We start from the raw sequence: 16,880 nt of genomic DNA on the forward strand, positions 1-16,880 counted from the left end.
CGCGAGCCGTCTCGGGCCTCAGGCCACGCCGTGGCGCACGGCCGGCATCGGCAGGGACACCCGCGAGCTGACGTGGGTGAACTCACGCACCGCCGGGCGACGAGCGGGCACGGGCTCCAGACGGCGGTACGCCTCGCCCTGCCCCGGACGCTCGTCGTGCTCACCCGCGTTGGGCCACAACGAGAACGTGCGCTCGGACTGCGCCGTGATCGTCAGCGACGGGTTGACGCCGAGGTTGGCCGAGACGGCCGACCCGTCGACGACGCTGACGCCCGGGTGGCCCCACAACCGCTGGTACGGGTCGATGACACCGGAGGCCGGGGAGTCGCTGATCGGGGCGCCTCCGAGGAAGTGCGCGGTGAGCGGGATGTCGAACGCTTCGCTCCACGTGCCGCCGGGGTGGAAGGGGACGCCGATCCGCTCGGCGAGCTTGCGGGCGAGGACGCGGATCCCGTCGTGACCGGACTCGATGTAGGTGGGGTTCTCCTCGCCGTGGCCCTGCTTCGAGGTGAGTCGACGGCGCCCACCGGGACCCTCGGTCAGGTAGGTCGTCAGCGAGTTGTCGAGACTCTGCATGACCAGCCCGATGACCGTGCTGTCGGCGAAGTGGGTGCCCGGGGGGAACCAGGCGATCAGGGCCGGGATGTTGAGCGGCAGCTGGCCCAGCAGCTTGACGAAGCGCGGCACCGGCCCGGTGCGCGGCGGCGCCAGCAGGGTGGTGAGCATCCCCATCGCGTCCGAGCCCTTGCCGTACCGCACGTTCTCGATGTGGGTCGCGGAGTCGGGGTGGAAGGAGGAGGTGATGGCCACCCCCTTCGTCAGGTCGTACTCACCCTCCGGCGGCGTCGAGGCCAGGGCGCCGACGAGCGCCTCGGAGTTGGTGCGGGTCAGCTCGCCGAGCCGGTCGCTGATGCCCGGCAGCTCGCCGTCGGCCTTCATCGCGTGGAGCAGCTGCTGCGTACCCCACGTGCCGGCCGCGACGACGACCTTGCGCGCAGTGGTGATGCGAGCGCTCTTGTCCCCCAACGCATCCGTGGCCTCGTGCCGCACGCGGTAGACCTCGTCCGGGCCCTCGGTCCCGGGCACGACACCCACGCGGGTCACGGTGCGCATGGGCACGACCTGCGCGCCGAGGCCTTCGGCGAGCGCGAGGTAGTTCTTCATCAGGGTGTTCTTGGCGCCCACCCGGCAGCCGACCATGCAGTTGCCGCACTCGGTGCACGTCGTGCGGCTCGGCCCCACCCCGCCGAAGTACGGGTCCGCCACCTGCTTGCCCTGCTCCTGCGGCGAGTCGTCGTCACCGAAGAGCACGCCGACCGGCGTCTTGCGGAAGGTCTCGGGGACTCCCATCTCCTCGGCTGCGGCCCGCATCGCGTCCTCGACGACTCCCTCGCAGGGGTTGGTCACGACACCGAGCATCGAGCTGGCCATGTCGTAGTGCGGCAGCAGCTCGTCCTGCCAGTCGGTGATGTGGCCCCACTGCCGGTCCTTGAAGAAGACCTCCGGCGGGACGTAGAGCGTGTTGGCGTAGTTGAGCGACCCGCCGCCGACGCCCGCTCCCGCGAGGATCATCACGTCCTTGAGCATGTGGATGCGCTGGATGCCGTAGCAGCCGAGCTTCGGCGCCCACAGGAAGTTCTTCAGGTCCCAACTCGTCTCGGCGAAGTCGGTGTCGGCGAAGCGACGGCCGGCCTCGAGGACGGTGACGCGATACCCCTTCTCCGACAGGCGAAGGGCGGCAACCGAGCCTCCGAATCCGGAGCCGATGACCAGGACGTCGGTGTCGACGCCGACGGTGGAGGCGGTGCTGGTGTCGCGGTCGGTCACTTCATACCCATCATCTTCATGGCCCGCAGGCCGAGCGTCATCACCTTGGAGTGGGTGCGGTCGCTCATGCCGAAGGCCGGCGCGATCGGCACGAGGTACTGGGCGGCGACGGTCTGCGCCTCGGTGTACTTGAGGATGCCCTCGGCGCCGTGACGGCGACCCATACCGGAGTCCTTCATGCCGCCCATGGGTGCGCCCATCGAGCCCCACGCCGCGGCGTAGGCCTCGTTGATGTTTACGGTGCCGGTCTGGATGCGGGCGGCGACCTGTCGGCCGCGTCGCACGTCGCGGGTCCAGACCGAGGAGTTCAGGCCGTACTCGGTGTCGTTGACCAGGGCGATCGCGGCCGCGTCGTCCGGGACGCGGTAGATCGACACGAGCGGACCGAAGGTCTCCTCGTCGCGGCACGTCATCGCGGAGGTGACGCCCTCGAGCACGGTGGGCTCGTAGACGTAGGGGCCGAGGTCGGGCCGGTGCCGACCGCCCGTGAGGATCTTCGCCCCCTTCGCCGTGGCGTCCTGGACGTGGGCGGTGACGGTGTCGAGCTGGTCCTGGCTGACCAAGGAGCCCATGTCGTAGCCGTACTCGAGCGCCGTGCCGATCGTCATCGCGTCGACGGCGGCGACGAAGCGCGGGATGAACTCGTCGGCGATCGCCTCGTGCACGACGACCCGCTCGGTCGAGATGCACAGCTGGCCCGCGCTGGAGAAGCACGCACGCACGGCGCCCTCGACGGCCCGGTCGAGGTCGGCGTCGTCGGCGATGTAGACGGAGTTCTTGCCGCCGAGCTCCATGCTGAAGGAGACGAGGCGGGCGGCCGCGGACTGCGCGACGCGGCGCCCGGTCGGGGTCGAGCCGGTGTAGCAGACGTAGTCGGTGAGATCGACGACCGCCTGTCCGGCCTCGGAGCCGCGACCGAGCACGACCTGGAAGACCCCCTCGGGCAGCCCGGCCTCGCGCAGCAGCTCGATCCCGGCGAGCGCGGTGACCGAGCCCTGCTGATCCGGACGCAGGACGACGGCGTTGCCGGCCATGAGAGCGGGCAGGGCGTCGGTGATCGCCAGGCTCAGCGGGTAGTTCCACGGCGAGACGATGCCGACGACACCCTTGGGGTGGTGGAGCACCTGCGTCTGGGTGAGGACGGGGAAGGCGCCGGCGACCCGCTGCGGCTTGAGGTGCGCCTCGGCGGTGCGACCGTAGTAGCGCGCGGCCAGCGCGGTGTCGAGGACCTCCTCGAAGGCCTGCTTGCGCACCTTGCCCGACTCGATCTGGATGAGGTCGAGCAGCTCGACCTGCTTGGCGAGGACGAGGTCGTGGAAGCGCAGCATGATGCGGCGACGCTCGTCGAAGGAGGTGGCCGCCCACCGGGTCTGCGCGGCGCGGGCCGCGGCGACGGCGCGCCGGACGTCCTCGGTGGTCGACAGCGGCAGGGCCGCGATGGGACCCCCGGTCAGGGGCGAGGTCCGGGTGAAGGTCTGCGCGGTCGGCGACGCGACGACCCGGGCGGCATACCGCCGGGCGCGCCCGGGGTCGACGGCGTAGGTGGCCGTGGGGTCCAGCTCAGGGTCAGCGATGATCTCCGAGGTCATTACCCAAAAGTAACCTTGAGCGCATCCGTTGGCCATGGGTCAACCCGCCAATGAGACGAGCAGCACCCGGCGCGCATGTCCCCGGGCGGATGCAAAGTCTCGAGGTCAAGAGGTTGCATTTCCCCGGGCGGATGCGCGGGAGGGCGAAGGGAGGGTCAGCTCGGCTGGTGCGGCGCGACGACGACCTCGATGCGCTGCAGCTCCTTGACCTCGGTGTAGCCCGTGGTCGCCATGGCCCGGCGCAGCGCGCCGACGAGGTTGGTCGTGCCGTCGGCGACCTTGCTCGGGCCGAAGAGCACCTCCTGCAGCGGGGCGACCGAGCCGACCTCGACGCGCGCGCCGCGCGGCAGCTCGGGGTGGTGCGCCTCGGCGCCCCAGTGGTAGCCGCGCCCGGGGGCGTCGGCGGCGCGGGCGAGCGCTGCGCCGAGCATGACGGCGTCGGCGCCGCACGCGATCGCCTTGACGATGTCACCGCTCGTCCCCAGGCCACCGTCGGCGATGACGTGGACGTATCGGCCGCCCGACTCGTCGAGGTAGTCGCGGCGGGCCGCGGCGACATCGGCGACGGCGCTGGCCATCGGGGCGTGGATGCCCAGGGCCTGCCGGGTCGTGTGCGCCGCTCCTCCGCCGAATCCGACGAGGACACCGGCGGCACCGGTGCGCATGAGGTGCAGGGCGGCGGTGTAACTCGCGGCACCACCGACGATCACGGGCACGTCGAGCTCGTAGATGAAGCGCTTGAGGTTGAGCGGCTCCGTGCGGCTGCTCACGTGCTCGGCGGAGACGGTCGTGCCGCGGATGACGAAGAGGTCGACCCCCGCGTCGACGACGGCCTTCCAGTGCTGCTGGGTGTTCTGCGGGCTCAGTGCGCCCGCGACGGTCACCCCGGCGGCACGCAGCTCGCGCAGCCGCTCGGTGATCAGCTCCGGCTGGATCGGTGCCGCGTAGATCTCCTGCATGCGCGCCGTGGCCAGCACCGGGTCGAGCGAGGCGATCTCGGCGAGCAGCGGCTCGGGGTCGGAGTAGCGGGTCCACAGGCCCTCGAGGTCGAGCACGGGCAGACCGCCCGCCTCGCCGAAGGCGATCGCCGTCGCCGGCGACATCACCGAGTCCATCGGCGCCGCGATGACCGGCATCTCGAAGTGGTAGGCGTCGATCTGCCAGTCGAGGGAGACCTCCTCGGGGTCGCGCGTGCGCCGACTCGGCAGCACCGCGATGTCGTCGAAGGAGTAGGCCCTGCGGCCGCGCTTGCCTCGGCCGATCTCGATCTCGTTCACCCGCCCAGCCTAAAGGGCTTGGCCCTCGGGGCCGGAGGGAGCATACTTGCTTGGCCGATGCATGCATCTATCTCGTCGGCCCGGGTGGCGACGAGGCCGCCGCCATCCCCCCTTCGCTCTACCTCAGGAGACCCCTGTGTCCGCACCCGCGCACGACCCCTCCTTGCCACAGGAGTACCCGGACAAGATCGACGCAGCCGTCCTCAAGGTCGCCGCCGTCGTCGTCCTCGGCGCGATCATGTCGATCCTCGACATCACGGTCGTCAACGTCGCCCTCCCCCACTTCCAGACCGACCTGGCCACCGGTCCCGAGCCGCTGCAGTACTCCACGGTCGCGTGGACGGTCACGGCCTACACGCTCGCCCTCGCGACGGTCATCCCGCTCACCGGCTGGGCCGCGGACCGCTTCGGCACCAAGCGCCTCTACCTGGCGGCGATCGCCTTCTTCGTCGCCGGCTCGATCCTGTGCGCCTTCGCGCCGACGATCGAGATGCTCATCGGCGCCCGCGTCGTCCAGGGCCTCGGCGGCGGCATGCTCATGCCGCTCGGCATGACGATCATGACGCGCGCGGCCGGCCCGGACCGCATCGGCCGACTCATGGCCATCCTCGGCATCCCGATGCTCCTCGGCCCCATCGGCGGCCCGATCCTCGGCGGCTGGCTCATCGACAACGCGCACTGGCTCGGCCGCCCGAGCTGGACGTGGATCTTCCTCATCAACCTGCCGATCGGCATCATCGCCCTGGTCTACGCCGCGGTCGTCCTGCCCAAGGACCACACCGAGCCCACCGAGTCGCTCGACATCGTCGGCCTGCTGCTCATGTCGCCCGGCCTCGCGCTCTTCCTCTACGGCGTCTCCTCGATCCCGGAGGAGGGAACCGTCAACTCGCCCAAGGTCTACCTGACGGCGCTCGCCGGGCTCGCGCTCATCCTCGCCTTCGGCTGGTGGTCGATGCGCCCAAAGCACCCGTTGCTCGACCTGCGTCTGCTCGCCAACCGTCAGTTCTCCATCGCTGCCCTGACGATGTTCCTCTTCGCCGCGGCCTTCTTCGGCGGCCTGCTGCTCATGCCCACCTACTTCCAGCAGGTGCGCGGTGAGACGACGACCATGGCCGGCATCCTGATGATCCCCCAGGGCCTGGGCGCCCTCGTCACCATGCCGATCGCCGGCGCGCTCGTCGACAAGTACCCGGTCGGCCGGATCGTGCCCGTCGGCATCGCCCTGATCACCGGTGGCATGTTCGCCTTCACCCAGCTGTCCGCGGACTCGAGCTACTGGGGCTTCGTCATCCCGGCGCTCTTCGTCATGGGCCTGGGCATGGGCGCGACGATGATGCCGCTCATGACGAGCTCGCTCAAGGCGCTCACCGCCCACCAGGTGGCCCGCGGCTCGACGCTGCTCAACATCACCCAGCAGGTCGCCAGCTCCTTCGGCGTCGCGATCGCCTCGGTCGTACTGACCCGCGGCTTCGAGAACCGGCCGCTCATCGGGCAGGCGCAGCAGTTCGCCGAGCAGAGCGAGGGCACCACGGACCCGAACGCGATCCAGCAGCTGCTCGCGAAGTTCCCCGAGGTCGCCCAGATCCTCGGCCAGTACGCGACCGACCCGGCGGCCGGTGCCCAGGCCCTCATGCAGGCGGTACGCGTCGACATGGCCGAGGCCTTCGCCGCGACCTACTGGGTCTCCGCCTTCATGTGCCTCGCGACCCTCGTCGTCGCGGCCTTCCTCCCGCGCAAGCGTGAGGAGAGCCACCTGCTCGACGAGGAGCCCGGCGAGAGCGCCCCGGTGCTCGTGCACTGACCCGACGACGGGCGAAGGGGGAGCGCGCAGGAATCCTGCGCGCTCCCTCTTCGTTGACACTGGCAGTACGGATCCCCACCGCTAGGAGACCCCATGGCCAAGTTCACCAAGGCCGCGGCGATGTTCACCGCCGCCGAGACCGCCCGCCAGTGGGCGCGCAAGAACCCGCAGCAGGCGTCGGACTACATCGACAAGGCCACCGGCTTCGTCGACAAGCGCACCCACGGCAAGTACCACGACCGGATCGCCGGGCTGTCGCGGAGCGTGAAGAAGAACCTCACCGGGCACGACACCGTCGACGGCGCCCCGCTCTCGGGTCAGGCCCCGCCCCCGCCGAGCGGCCCGAAGAAGCCCTTCCCCGACCTGCGCGCCTGAGTCACACCTGCGTCGCCTCGAGGACCCGCAGCACGTTGCCGTGCGCGAGGGCCTCGAGGTCGGCGCGGGACCAGCCGCGCTCCCCCAGCGCGGCCAGCAGCCGCGGGTAGCTCGCGACGTCCTCGAGCCCGACCGGGGTCTCGTCGACGCCGTCGTAGTCGGCGCCGATGCCGACGTGCTCGATGCCGACGACCTCGCGCAGGTGCTCGAAGTGCGCGACGACGTGCTCGATCGTCGCGACCGGGTCGGGCACGACGTCGGTGCGGCCGAGCACAGCGTCGGCGCGGGCCTGGTTGACGAACTTCGGCACGACATTGGCCATGACGATCCCGCCGTTGCCGGGGACGCGCTCGAGGACGTCGTCCGGCACGTTGCGCGGGTGGTCGCAGACGGCGCGCGCACCCGAGTGGCTGAACATCACCGGCACCCGCGTCGCGTCGAGCGCGTCGTGCATCGTCTCGGCGCTCACGTGCGAGAGGTCCACGACGACGCCGAGGGCGTTCATCCGCGCCACGACCTGACGACCGAAGTCGGTCAACCCACCGTGGACCCGCTCGTCGGTCGCGGAGTCTGCCCACCCGGTGTTGTCGTTGTGCGTCAGGGTCATGTACCGCGCGCCACGGTCGGCGAACTCGGCCAGGTGATCGAGCGAGTCGTTGATCGAGTGCCCGCCCTCCATCCCGATGAGGGCCGCGTGCCGCCCGTCGGCCCACGCCGCGTGCACGTCCGCTGCGGTGCGCGCCGGGACCATCTCCTCGTAGCGGCGGCACAGGCTCTCGACGAAGTCGATCTGCTCGTGCGTCGCGGCCACCGCCGCCTCGCCCTGCATCGAGCAGGGCACCCACACCGACCACAGCTGGGCCGCGAGACCCCCTTCGCGCATGCGGGGCAGGTCGGTGTGCAGGTGGGGCTGCGGCTGCGCGATGTCGCACGCGTCGAGGTCGTAGCCGGCCACGTCCCGGTGGCGCCAGGGCAGGTCGTTGTGGCCGTCGAGGACGCGGATGCGATCAGTCGTCGTCATCGCTCCAGTCAACCACCGGGTGTCGCCGGACCACACGTGCACCGCGGCCGTGGTGGCGCTGGCGCTGGACGGGTGGGTGGATCCGGGCGCTGCGTCTGGTCCCGATGCCGGTGCGGTGGTGGAGGCGCACCGGCGCTGGCGGGCTGGTGCGCGCGTGCGCGAGATCGCGCAGATTCTGGGGGTCACGCCCTCGTCCTTGCGTGACCAGTTGCGCACGGGCGAGATGGTGCTCTTACCCGAGCGTGTAGGTTCCGCCGGTCTGTGCGTGCAGTTCGGGTGGACGCGCTCCGCGCAGTCGTTGTACCGGCGCAAGGGTGTCCTCCCACCGCCAGATGGCCAGGACGGGCGCGCCTTGTGGTGGTGGCAGGAGACGATCGACTCGTGGGTGGAGGCGACCGAGTTGTACTGGTGCCCGGACTGTCACCACGCCTTCGTCGCCGCCGCTGGTGCGAGGGAGCACTGGACACGGGTGCACGGATAGCCGGTCGGGCCGTCAGGTCGTCAGCTGAAGTGTTCCTTCAGACCGTTGGTGTCGGAGGGCAGGCCGAGGGCTTCCGGGCCGATCGCGCCGGACGAGCTCACTCCGGTCACGTACACGTGGACATTGGCCCCCGAACGCACATCGACGCCGGCGATGGCCTGCAGGCAGTTGCGGAAAGTGCTCATTGCCTGGGCCTCGTCGTCCGGCAGACCGACCTCGCCGCGGATGGCCCAGCCGGTGAGGCCGCCGCCCTCCTCCATCTTCAGATCTGCGTGAGTCACACCGTCGACCTGGGTGACCGCGCGGTTGAGCTCGTCAGCGTCCATGGGGGCGCGGCTGCAGGCCGTCAGGGCCACCAGGACGGTCGGTGCGATCAGCAGGACTGCCCGCCGGCTGGTGCTCATTCGCTACTTCCTTCGAATCTCGACATCGACGCCCGTCACCTTAGAGCCGTCGTGTGGCTGCACGATGAATTCATCGAGGTCGTTCTCGAACGAGGTGATCTTCGGCTGTTTCGAGGCGGCGACGGAGTCAGCGTATGCGTCATGAGAGTGCGCGCCCGTGATCTCGGTGTAGGGGTCCTTGCCTGGCCAGACGAAAGGTTGGCCAAGCCCATGGTTCTTCACCGGCTCCGTCTCCCAGACGCCCGGCGGGTTGTCCAGTGTGACGACGTCGCTGCTGTCCCGAAGCAGACTCTGCTCGGGGGTGTTGCCGAGGTCGACTCGGGGCACGATGTCCCCCTCGTGCTGTAGGTGGAGCTGGCGAGCACCAGAGGTGTCCGGTATGGATTCGACCGGCGATCCGTACGTCATGGCGTGGGTGACGTTGAACCTCTCCATGAATCGCGGGTCGGACATGAGCGTCTGGTTGATCATTCCCCCTTGCGAGTGGCCGGCCATCAAGATGGGCGCGCCCGGCGGGATGCCGGCCTTTTCCATCGCGTCCCAGACTGCCTCGGTCGAGGCAGATGACCCTCCGTGCACCGTCGCGAAATTGCCCATGGAGTCCAGCGGATTGGAACCTGTACCGGGCGTGAAGGTCTGCGTCCCCGGGGTTTGCACGATGTAGGCCTTGGATCCATCTGCGTGGGTGATGGTCGTGATCCGGACGTTGGAGTCATTCGCGTAAGCGCTGGAGGTGCCGCGCATGATCTCCTCCAGTGAAGTGGGCTCTGACACCGCTGGATGCCAGTTGCCGTGACTGTCCCGGACCTGGTTGGTGGTGTCGAGGTCGACGACAGCTACCGCCTCCCCATGACCGTCGCGGAAGAACGGGGTCGTCTCCAGCAGGATCCCGAGGCCACCGCCGACGCGGCCGGCCGTTCCGGTGAGCAGCAGATCAGTCACGGACGCTGTGAGTCGCTCGGCCTTGTCCTGGCCCCAGTCACCGGCATCTTCGGCGCGGTCGCCGAGCCAGTCCACGCCCTCGTTGACGCGGTCGACACCTTCCTCGATACCGTCGCGGGTGTGGTCGGCGATCTTCTTGGCGGTGTCGATCATCTTGTCGTCGGGGACGAGCAGGTTGCGGCTGTAGTCGGTCAGTCCGTCCCAGGGGGAGCTGCCGCCCGGACGTGCCGCCGGAGCCGGAGCCACGCCTGCTGTGGTGCCTGCGGCCGCGCCCCGGCCGGACTGGCCCGAGGCGTCGAGCTGTGCGCGCGCCTGTTCGTGCAGCTCGCGGGCAGCGGCCCGCAGGGACGCGGCCATGGCGTGGATCTGGGGGGCGCTGTGGTGCCACGTGTCGTGGAAGTGCGTCAGGTCCGGCCCGGCCCAGGACTCCACGAGGGTGCCCATCATCGCGGTACCGGTGGAGTGGATCTGCGTCAGTCGCTCTCCCTCGGTGGCCAGTCGATCGGCCACGGCGGCGACGCGCTCGGGGTCGAGACCTTGCTGCACGGCCATCACAGCACCGTGCTCTCGAGGTGGGTCGCGGCGGCCGAGTACGCACCGGTGACCAGGTACACCAGCTCGTGCGCGATCGCGCCCGGCTGCACGGCCACCACCTCGGGGTCGGTGCCGCGGACCTCGTAGAGGTCGTCGCCGTCGAGGACCCAGCGGTGCAGCCCGAAGGGGGCGGTGCCCTGCGGTGTGTGGATGGAGACCAGCAGGGAGACCTGCGCGTCGCCGCCGGCGAGCACACCCTCGCGGGCGACCTCGTCGGCTCCGAGGGTCCGGCGCTGGCTGGGCGGCGTCGGGCGTGGGTCCGCGCGGACGGTCTCTTCCGGGGGCAGCACCCGGCGCACCGCCTGCCAGACCTGCTCGGGCGAGAAGGCCACAAGCTCGACAACCGGTTCGTGCAGGGTCTCGGATGGCTCGTCGCCGACGAGGGAGCGCTGCGTGACGGTCAGGCCCAGTCCCCGCAGCAGGGCCACGTCTGTGTCGAAGACCATCCGGTCGTGCCGTGCGGCGACGGTGATGGTGACGGGAGCGCTGGTCGCTCCTGCCAGGGCTCGGGCCCACTCAGGGGTGAGGTGTCCGTCGCGTGCCAGGCCGGACTCCTCGAGCTCCGCCCAGGCGTCGACCTCACCAGTCGCGCTGCTGGTGCCCGTGAGTCCGGACGGCTCGGCGCGGGCGCTGCTCACGGCTGTGTTGTAGGCCAGCAAGCTCAGCCTGCGGACGTTGATCGGTCCGTTGTCCATCCTCGTGTGCCCCCCGGTCGTGTGTGGCTGTGCGCGTTGACTCCACCACATCAGCGGCGATGGCGCACATGGGGAGTACTACCCATGTGCCAGCTCGGCTCGCCTCGTACGGTCATGGACGAAGGAAAGAGACGTGAGGCACACGGACTACGCCTCGAGATGCGCGAGTGGGTCACCCGTGGTGAGGTGGAGTGGGGACCACTTTCGCGACATCTGTCGCAGCCGACCGAGAGGACATCCATGCGCCCGACGCTGACCGCGCCCAGCGAGGCCGCGACCGAGACGTTCTTCGTGGCGCAGAGCCGCGATGCGGCGCATCGGTGACCTGGCCCAACAGCACCCGAATGATCAGCCACAGCCATCACGACCTAGTTCACGTCGACACGGTCATCGCACATGCATAGGAGCCCCATGCGCATCCACGCCCGAACCACCACCGCAATCACCGCTCTCGCTCTCACGGTGGTGCTGGGCGGCTGCAACGGCGGCGAGGCAGAGCCCACCGACTCCACCTCGGCCGCGAGCAGCTCGTCCACCACTAGCAGCAACGAGGACGAGCAGCTCGCCAAGGCCGCCGAGGACACGTACCAGCAGATCTGGGACCTGCAGGCGACTCGCTCTCTCTCGCAGGGACCCACTGAGAAGGAGAGGCACCTGTACACGGAGGAGGCGTACGCGGCTGGGGTCGAGTTCGCCAAGACTGCACCGCCGACCAAGGCGGTCGGCCGGGACAAGCTCCTCTCCATGCAAACCACGACGAAGTCGTCGGCTGCCGGCCCGATCGCCACCATCGAGGTCTGCTACGAGGTGCACCAGAAGTCCGTCCTGACGAAGGACATCCAGGGGGCTGACGGCAAGATCATCAAGAAGGGCACCGACATCCGCACCGACCCGGACGACAAGCCGATCAAGGCCGGTACCGAGATGGTCAACCTCGTGACGATGAAGCGCGGCAAGCAGGACGACGACCAGTGGAAGCTGGAGAGCGTCAAGCCTGACATCAAGCCGGAATGCGACAAGGGGGAATCATCATGAGGAGACCGCTGGTGGTGCTGTTGACGCTGCTGATCATCTCGGCTGGCGCACCTGCGTGGGCGGGACAGTCTGCAGTTTCCAAGAGGTGCAACCAGCTCACTGGTCAGTGCAAATCGACGGTCACCGAGACGACTCGCACGAAGGTGACGAAGACCCGGACGACAAAAGAGCCGGGGACGACGGGCGCACCGGAGTCGAACCCGCAGCAGGGTCGCTCGCAGCAGGTGAACGCTCCGTCGCGGGCGTTGACGGAGGCCGAGAAGTTGGCGATCCGGCAGGAAGAGTTCCGTCAGGAAGTTCTCGGCATGCCGCCCCCGCGCGCGTGTGGTCAGGTCCCGATGGCACCGTGCCCACCCGCCCAGGCGACGCCAGCGCAGGCTGCCGTTCCGGACGCGCCGGGGCGGACGGTGACCACGACGACAGTGACCGTCCACGAGGTCGTCGAGCAGGCCAAAGCCAAGATCAAGCTCCCCAAGCCCAAGATCGGGTCCGCGCCGTGCACCGACGTTGGCTGCAAGGGCACTGTCGGGGTTCCCACGTGGTTCTGGCTCGACGATGACGAGTGGCGGACTCGCACCGACAGCGCGTCAGCAGGGGGCACCTCCGTGACGGTCACGGCCAAGCCGTCGAAGGTTGTGTGGAGTCTGGGGGATGGGCAGTCGGTCACGTGCACGGGTCCCGGTACCGAGTACGTGGAGAGCATGGGCTGGGCGACCAGCCCTGACTGCGGTATTGCGACTGGCTACAAAGAGGCGGGTACGTACACGATCACCGCTGAGTTGACGTACGAGGTGACCGTCAGTGGCGACGCCACTGAGACCGAGACGCTCACCAGGTCCTCGAGCCAGGACGTCACGGTGGGCGAACTGCAGAGCGTCGTCGTCTCGTCGGGCTGAGGCGAGGTGTCAGGGGGATGAGCACGGGGGTTACGCACGGGGCGGACACCGATCGTTTGCGCGCGGTGGCGCAGGACCTGTCGGGGTCGGCGCGCACCTTGCTGCAGGTGCAGCACGCGGGGGCGTCGTCGATGGGTGTGCTGGTCGAGGCGTGGGCGGGTGCGGACACGGAGGTCTTCGCGGCTGATTGGCAGCGGTCGGAGCCGCTGTTGGCGGCTGCTGCGGAGCGGTTGTCGACGTTGGCGAGATTGTTGGTCGAGCAGGCCGAGGAGCAGGACCAAGCATCCAGAGAAGGGTCCAGGAGTGGCGCGCCAGGGACGGTGGATAGGCCCCTGGACATGCAGGACGCTCTGCGTGCTCTCGGTTTCCCGCTGACCTCACCGCGAGCGCCATGGGTGAACGCATCGACGGCTCTGCCGCCCTCGATGCCGTTCGCGGACAACCCGGTCAGCAGGTGGGTCGCGGATGTGCGGAAGAAGTTCGGTCGGGTCGGGATCCCGATGCCGCCTCCACCTGGAGAGGTCCTCGACGGCGCGAACGACTGGTGGCAACGCGAGGTGATCTTCACCGACAAGGGTGCGGACGCGTTGGACGCGCTCGACGGTGCCGCAGACTTCGTTGACTCCGTGCCCGACCGGCTGGGGTACTTCCAGTACCTGCCGCCGATCCTGCCGGCTACGCAGTGGGGGTATCCGGCCTTGGCGGAGGAGATGCGCTCCTGGGGCGACATGGCCCAAGACCCGAAGGGGTATTGGACCAAGGAGCTGTCCAACCCGGTGGGACAGGCCACGGCGGGGGCGACGCTTCTCATGGGCCCGCTCGGGCGTCTGGCGGGACGGCATCTTGATGAGTTGGTCGATCGGCTGCCCAATCCGTACCGGCATCCGGACAAGATCAACCAGATCGGCTCCTACGAGATCCCCCGGGATGCCATACGAGTGGACAGCGGGAAGAAGTTCAACTGGAACAAGGAGCTGAACAACCCTCAGCCGGACAGCACGTATGTGGTGGACAACCGCTTCGTGTACGTCACTGACGAGCACGGTCGGGTCAAGGAGGCGCACGGGGTCCTGACGGACGAACCGGGCCACCGCAACGGTTATCAACAACGCAAGGCGGGCGGGGATGACCGGCTGCCTGGTGACCAGGGCGGGCACATCTACGGCAAGGGTGTGGGCGGGCCGGGCGAGGGAATCAACCTGCTGGCGATGTCGAAGCAGGCCAACCAGGGAGACTACGCACGCATTGAGCGTCAGTGGCGAACGCTGCTGAAGGAGCACCCTCCACCGGTGATCGAGTCCAAAATCATCCCGGTCTACTCGGGAGACTCCAAACGTCCCGACCGCTTCATGGTCGAATGGACCAAGAACGGTGAGATGCAGCCCCGGGAACTGATCAAGAACAAGTAGGTGGACCAATGAACGTCGATAAGGTGCGCGACCTCCAGGAGGTGATCGCGCGTGACATGGCTGCAGAAGCCCCCACCGGATGGACCCGGGCGATTGCGTCCGTGACGACCATCAACGGCCATACGTGGTTGGACTTCCTTGCCCAGGTTCCCGGCGAGGATGAGGCTGTCCGGTACTTCCCGGACCAGGCCACCTTCGCCGCAGGGGACCTCGACGAAGCCATGTACGAGCCAGGGAAGGGCACGTGGTTCTCGATGGAGTGCTGGGTCCTGCCTTCTGGGGAGTATCACTTCACGTTCAATTACGACCAGCCAGCCACATTCGGTGACCGTGAGCCCGTCGAGGAGTCGTGGATCAACGACCTGCGGCGACACCCCCGCGACTGGGACAAGATCCCCGACTGGCATCTGGTGAAGCAGCGCTATACCGAGGACGAGTGGCTGGCCAGTGTCCAGAGGTACCGGGACTGGCTCGCCAGCGATGACGAGAGCCCGTTCAAGGGCTGAGAGGTCGCTGGGTGGAGGCGCGGGGAGGCGCGCGGACCGAGCCACTGGGCTGCGAGGTGCCGCGCAATCCCAGACTGGTCGACGAGCCAGACGTCGCGAGCTCCGGGCAGCTTCCGACTAGGCCATGGTCGGCGCTGGCCGCTGACTCCGACGACGACCCAGGTCAAGAGGCCGTGACTAGTCCCGGTACTCGGGTGCGATGTACTTCTGTGCTCGGTCCCCTCGATGCCGCCAGGCGACTGCCTGGTTGATGCCGCCGATGTGTCGGTAGACGAGATAGACGTTCTGCTGAGCTCCATCCAACAGTTCGAGGCTCGATTCTCCCCGCAGCAACCCGAAGGCAAGGCCGCAATAATGCGTCGCAGGCCTTGACAACTCGAGTGGACACTCGAGGAGCACCCGGTTGTAGGCGTGATCGAGCTTCGCCTCCAGCTCGGACACCGACTCCGGCGATGCGGTGCTACCCCCAGCAAGACTCCACCGCTCCACAGCCGACACAGCGTCGAACAGCTTGCCTAGAACGATTCCCCACTTGGCCTGCACTGCAACGTATCTGGCCCGCCGGGATGCACTTCCTGTGACGAGGGCCTGAACAAGAGCGCCGGCCAGGGTCCCGCCGATCCCGACCAACGCGACCATGACTTCTGTCTGCATAGCCGAAGGATGGCATGCGCCCTTGTCTTCCAGGCCCTCTGCTAATGGCTCTTATCGCGGCATGGATGCCGGTGGGTGTCGCGTGAGCCGGAAGCACGACGAAGCGACCGTTCTACCGACCGATCCACATCGAGAACGGGAGCCGCCAGCGGGTGCACGGCGGGCTCCACGGTGCCACTGTGGAGACACCTGTCATGCAGATCGAAGGGGGATGGGCATGTCGGACAACGACCCGCAGTGCTCGGGAGCCAGTTGCCAGAGCGCCATCGCGCACACGCCGTGCGCCTGCTCGTGCGCAGGCTCCCGGCACGGCATGCGTCGGATCGCTTGGGCTGATGCCGTCTCGGACAAGCGACGTCGCGCTGCACGGCTGCACGCAGTCCGCGCAGGCCTACCACTCCGGCTCGGGCTGGTCGCAGCTCGCCGACGAGTACGGCTTCGCCGTCGTCTACCCGCAGCAGTCGTCGGGCAACAACTCCAGCTCGTGCTTCAACTTCTTCGAGAAGGGGGACACCACCCGCGGGCAGGGCGAGGTCGCCTCGATCGCCCAGATGCTCCAGCATGCGCGGTCCGCGCACGACCTCGGCAGCGACAACAGCTTCGTCACCGGGCTCTCGGCCGGCGGTGGCATGACCGCCGCGGGTGCTCGCGACCTATCCCGACCTCTTCGCCGGCGGTTCGGTCGTGGCGGGTCTGCCCTACCACTGCGCGACGTCCATGGTCGACGCCTTCGGGTGCATGAACAACCCGCCGCACAAGACACCCCAGCAGTGGGGCGACCTCGCCCGAGCCGGCCACCCGGGGTACACCGGTCCGGCCCCACGGGTCGCGATCTGGCACGGCACCGCCGACTCGACCGTCGTGCCCGCCAACGCGACCGAGCTCGTCGACCAGTTCACCGACCTCGCCGGGGTGAGCACGACGCCGACCGGCACCACGAGCCTGCCGGCCGGGACGACCCGCACGAGCTACGGCGACGACGCCGTCGTGCGCTACTCGGTCCAGGGCATGGGCCACGGCACGCCCGTCGCCCCGGGCACCGGGCCCGTGCAGTGCGGCCAGGCGGGTGCCTACATGCTCGACACGATCTGCTCGGCGCGGCACGACGCGGCCTTCTTCGGCCTGACCGACGCGGTGGATCCGGGCGACCCCACGGACCCGGGCGACCCCGGTGACCCGGGCGACCCCGAGCCGGAGCCCGGCGAGTGCGTCACCGCGAGCAACTACGCCCACACCACCGCCGGACGCGCCTACCAGTCGGGCGGGATGACCTACGCCACCGGCTCCGGCGACGCCCTGGGGCTGTGGAACATGTACGTCACGACCGAGCTCGAGGAGACCTCGCCGGGGTACTGGGAGCTCGGCTGCTGAACC

Annotated in this window: 16 protein-coding genes and 1 pseudogene; 9 read left to right on the forward strand and 8 right to left on the reverse strand. The window is 68.9% G+C overall.

Features of this window, described 5'->3' with window-relative positions:
* Nucleotides 1–18: 18 nt before the first annotated feature.
* The 3 genes from JAN01S_RS04360 to JAN01S_RS04370 form a co-directional block, all read right to left on the reverse strand.
* The gene (locus tag JAN01S_RS04360) at nt 19–1,827 is read right to left on the reverse strand and encodes an FAD-dependent oxidoreductase (protein WP_068314255.1); all 1,809 of its coding nucleotides are present in this window, start codon (nt 1,825–1,827) and stop codon (nt 19–21) included.
* Nucleotides 1,824–3,416, reverse strand: coding sequence for a succinic semialdehyde dehydrogenase (locus tag JAN01S_RS04365; RefSeq protein ID WP_068314258.1), 1,593 nt, complete (start codon nt 3,414–3,416; stop codon nt 1,824–1,826). Before JAN01S_RS04365 ends, JAN01S_RS04360 begins: the two co-directional genes overlap by 4 nt.
* A 155-nt stretch (nt 3,417–3,571) precedes the next feature.
* On the reverse strand, nt 3,572–4,693 hold the full coding sequence (locus tag JAN01S_RS04370; protein ID WP_068314261.1) for a GuaB3 family IMP dehydrogenase-related protein: 1,122 nt from the start codon (nt 4,691–4,693) through the stop codon (nt 3,572–3,574).
* 136 nt (nt 4,694–4,829) lie between these two features.
* On the opposite strand from JAN01S_RS04370, the gene JAN01S_RS04375 reads away from it, so the two are divergent.
* Both JAN01S_RS04375 and JAN01S_RS04380 read left to right on the forward strand, forming a co-directional pair.
* On the forward strand, nt 4,830–6,494 hold the full coding sequence (locus JAN01S_RS04375) for a DHA2 family efflux MFS transporter permease subunit (RefSeq protein ID WP_068314264.1): 1,665 nt from the start codon (nt 4,830–4,832) through the stop codon (nt 6,492–6,494).
* 93 nt (nt 6,495–6,587) lie between these two features.
* On the forward strand, nt 6,588–6,869 hold the full coding sequence (locus tag JAN01S_RS04380) for an antitoxin (RefSeq protein WP_068314267.1): 282 nt from the start codon (nt 6,588–6,590) through the stop codon (nt 6,867–6,869).
* A gap of 1 nt (nt 6,870) precedes the next feature.
* On the opposite strand, the gene JAN01S_RS04385 is transcribed toward JAN01S_RS04380, so the two are convergent.
* Complete coding sequence (locus JAN01S_RS04385) at nt 6,871–7,890, reverse strand: dipeptidase (protein ID WP_068314270.1); 1,020 nt, start codon at nt 7,888–7,890, stop codon at nt 6,871–6,873.
* On the opposite strand from JAN01S_RS04385, the gene JAN01S_RS04390 reads away from it, so the two are divergent.
* Nucleotides 7,871–8,371: a hypothetical protein gene (locus JAN01S_RS04390; protein ID WP_157075596.1), complete on the forward strand. Its 501-nt coding sequence runs from the start codon at nt 7,871–7,873 to the stop codon at nt 8,369–8,371. The two genes, JAN01S_RS04385 and JAN01S_RS04390, sit on opposite strands and share 20 nt — an antisense overlap.
* 20 nt (nt 8,372–8,391) lie before the next feature.
* Here the strand turns inward: JAN01S_RS04390 and JAN01S_RS04395 are convergent, their stop codons facing one another.
* The 3 genes from JAN01S_RS04395 to JAN01S_RS04405 are packed head-to-tail and all read right to left on the reverse strand — an operon-like array spanning nt 8,392 to nt 10,949.
* Nucleotides 8,392–8,775, reverse strand: coding sequence for a hypothetical protein (locus JAN01S_RS04395; RefSeq protein ID WP_068314276.1), 384 nt, complete (start codon nt 8,773–8,775; stop codon nt 8,392–8,394).
* 3 nt (nt 8,776–8,778) lie between these two features.
* Nucleotides 8,779–10,269, reverse strand: coding sequence for a WXG100 family type VII secretion target (locus tag JAN01S_RS04400; RefSeq protein ID WP_157075597.1), 1,491 nt, complete (start codon nt 10,267–10,269; stop codon nt 8,779–8,781).
* Nucleotides 10,269–10,949, reverse strand: coding sequence for a hypothetical protein (locus tag JAN01S_RS04405; RefSeq protein WP_157075598.1), 681 nt, complete (start codon nt 10,947–10,949; stop codon nt 10,269–10,271). Before JAN01S_RS04405 ends, JAN01S_RS04400 begins: the two co-directional genes overlap by 1 nt.
* A gap of 468 nt (nt 10,950–11,417) precedes the next feature.
* On the opposite strand from JAN01S_RS04405, the gene JAN01S_RS04410 reads away from it, so the two are divergent.
* From JAN01S_RS04410 to JAN01S_RS04425, 4 genes are read left to right on the forward strand one after another with little or no spacing between them, the layout of a single operon-like run.
* Entirely contained in the window at nt 11,418–12,041 is a 624-nt protein-coding gene (locus tag JAN01S_RS04410; protein ID WP_068314286.1) for a hypothetical protein, read from the forward strand.
* Complete coding sequence (locus JAN01S_RS04415; protein ID WP_157075599.1) at nt 12,038–12,937, forward strand: hypothetical protein; 900 nt, start codon at nt 12,038–12,040, stop codon at nt 12,935–12,937. The genes JAN01S_RS04410 and JAN01S_RS04415 overlap by 4 nt, the downstream gene beginning before the upstream one ends.
* Nucleotides 12,938–12,954: 17 nt before the next feature.
* Nucleotides 12,955–14,346 carry a DNA/RNA non-specific endonuclease gene (locus JAN01S_RS04420; RefSeq protein WP_068314293.1) on the forward strand — a complete coding sequence of 464 codons (1,392 nt, stop codon included), beginning with the start codon at nt 12,955–12,957 and terminating at the stop codon, nt 14,344–14,346.
* An 8-nt stretch (nt 14,347–14,354) separates the two neighbouring features.
* Complete coding sequence (locus JAN01S_RS04425; protein ID WP_068314296.1) at nt 14,355–14,852, forward strand: hypothetical protein; 498 nt, start codon at nt 14,355–14,357, stop codon at nt 14,850–14,852.
* A 177-nt stretch (nt 14,853–15,029) separates the two neighbouring features.
* Here the strand turns inward: JAN01S_RS04425 and JAN01S_RS04430 are convergent, their stop codons facing one another.
* Complete coding sequence (locus JAN01S_RS04430) at nt 15,030–15,506, reverse strand: hypothetical protein (protein WP_068314299.1); 477 nt, start codon at nt 15,504–15,506, stop codon at nt 15,030–15,032.
* 335 nt (nt 15,507–15,841) lie between these two features.
* Between JAN01S_RS04430 and JAN01S_RS17750 the strand changes: the two are divergent.
* Together JAN01S_RS17750 and JAN01S_RS17370 are read left to right on the forward strand one after the other, a co-directional pair.
* Nucleotides 15,842–16,135: pseudogene (locus JAN01S_RS17750) on the forward strand (CE1 family esterase); the annotation flags it as partial.
* 13 nt (nt 16,136–16,148) lie between these two features.
* Complete coding sequence (locus JAN01S_RS17370) at nt 16,149–16,877, forward strand: alpha/beta hydrolase family protein (RefSeq protein WP_068314305.1); 729 nt, start codon at nt 16,149–16,151, stop codon at nt 16,875–16,877.
* Nucleotides 16,878–16,880: the final 3 nt, after the last annotated feature.

Source organism: Janibacter anophelis NBRC 107843 (genome assembly GCF_001570945.1).
Classification (GTDB): domain Bacteria; phylum Actinomycetota; class Actinomycetes; order Actinomycetales; family Dermatophilaceae; genus Janibacter; species Janibacter anophelis.

Bases quoted from the DNA above. Each gene is read 5' to 3' on its own strand.
- JAN01S_RS04365 (WP_068314258.1), bottom strand. From the start codon at position 3,416: ATGACCTCGGAGATCATCGCTGACCCTGAGCTGGACCCCACGGCCACC.
- JAN01S_RS04380 (WP_068314267.1), top strand. From the start codon at position 6,588: ATGGCCAAGTTCACCAAGGCCGCGGCGATGTTCACCGCCGCCGAGACC.
- JAN01S_RS04390 (WP_157075596.1), top strand. From the start codon at position 7,871: ATGCGATCAGTCGTCGTCATCGCTCCAGTCAACCACCGGGTGTCGCCG.
- JAN01S_RS04385 (WP_068314270.1), bottom strand. From the start codon at position 7,890: ATGACGACGACTGATCGCATCCGCGTCCTCGACGGCCACAACGACCTG.
- JAN01S_RS04395 (WP_068314276.1), bottom strand. From the start codon at position 8,775: ATGAGCACCAGCCGGCGGGCAGTCCTGCTGATCGCACCGACCGTCCTG.
- JAN01S_RS04400 (WP_157075597.1), bottom strand. From the start codon at position 10,269: ATGGCCGTGCAGCAAGGTCTCGACCCCGAGCGCGTCGCCGCCGTGGCC.
- JAN01S_RS04410 (WP_068314286.1), top strand. From the start codon at position 11,418: ATGCGCATCCACGCCCGAACCACCACCGCAATCACCGCTCTCGCTCTC.
- JAN01S_RS04415 (WP_157075599.1), top strand. From the start codon at position 12,038: ATGAGGAGACCGCTGGTGGTGCTGTTGACGCTGCTGATCATCTCGGCT.
- JAN01S_RS04420 (WP_068314293.1), top strand. From the start codon at position 12,955: ATGAGCACGGGGGTTACGCACGGGGCGGACACCGATCGTTTGCGCGCG.
- JAN01S_RS04425 (WP_068314296.1), top strand. From the start codon at position 14,355: ATGAACGTCGATAAGGTGCGCGACCTCCAGGAGGTGATCGCGCGTGAC.
- JAN01S_RS04430 (WP_068314299.1), bottom strand. From the start codon at position 15,506: ATGCAGACAGAAGTCATGGTCGCGTTGGTCGGGATCGGCGGGACCCTG.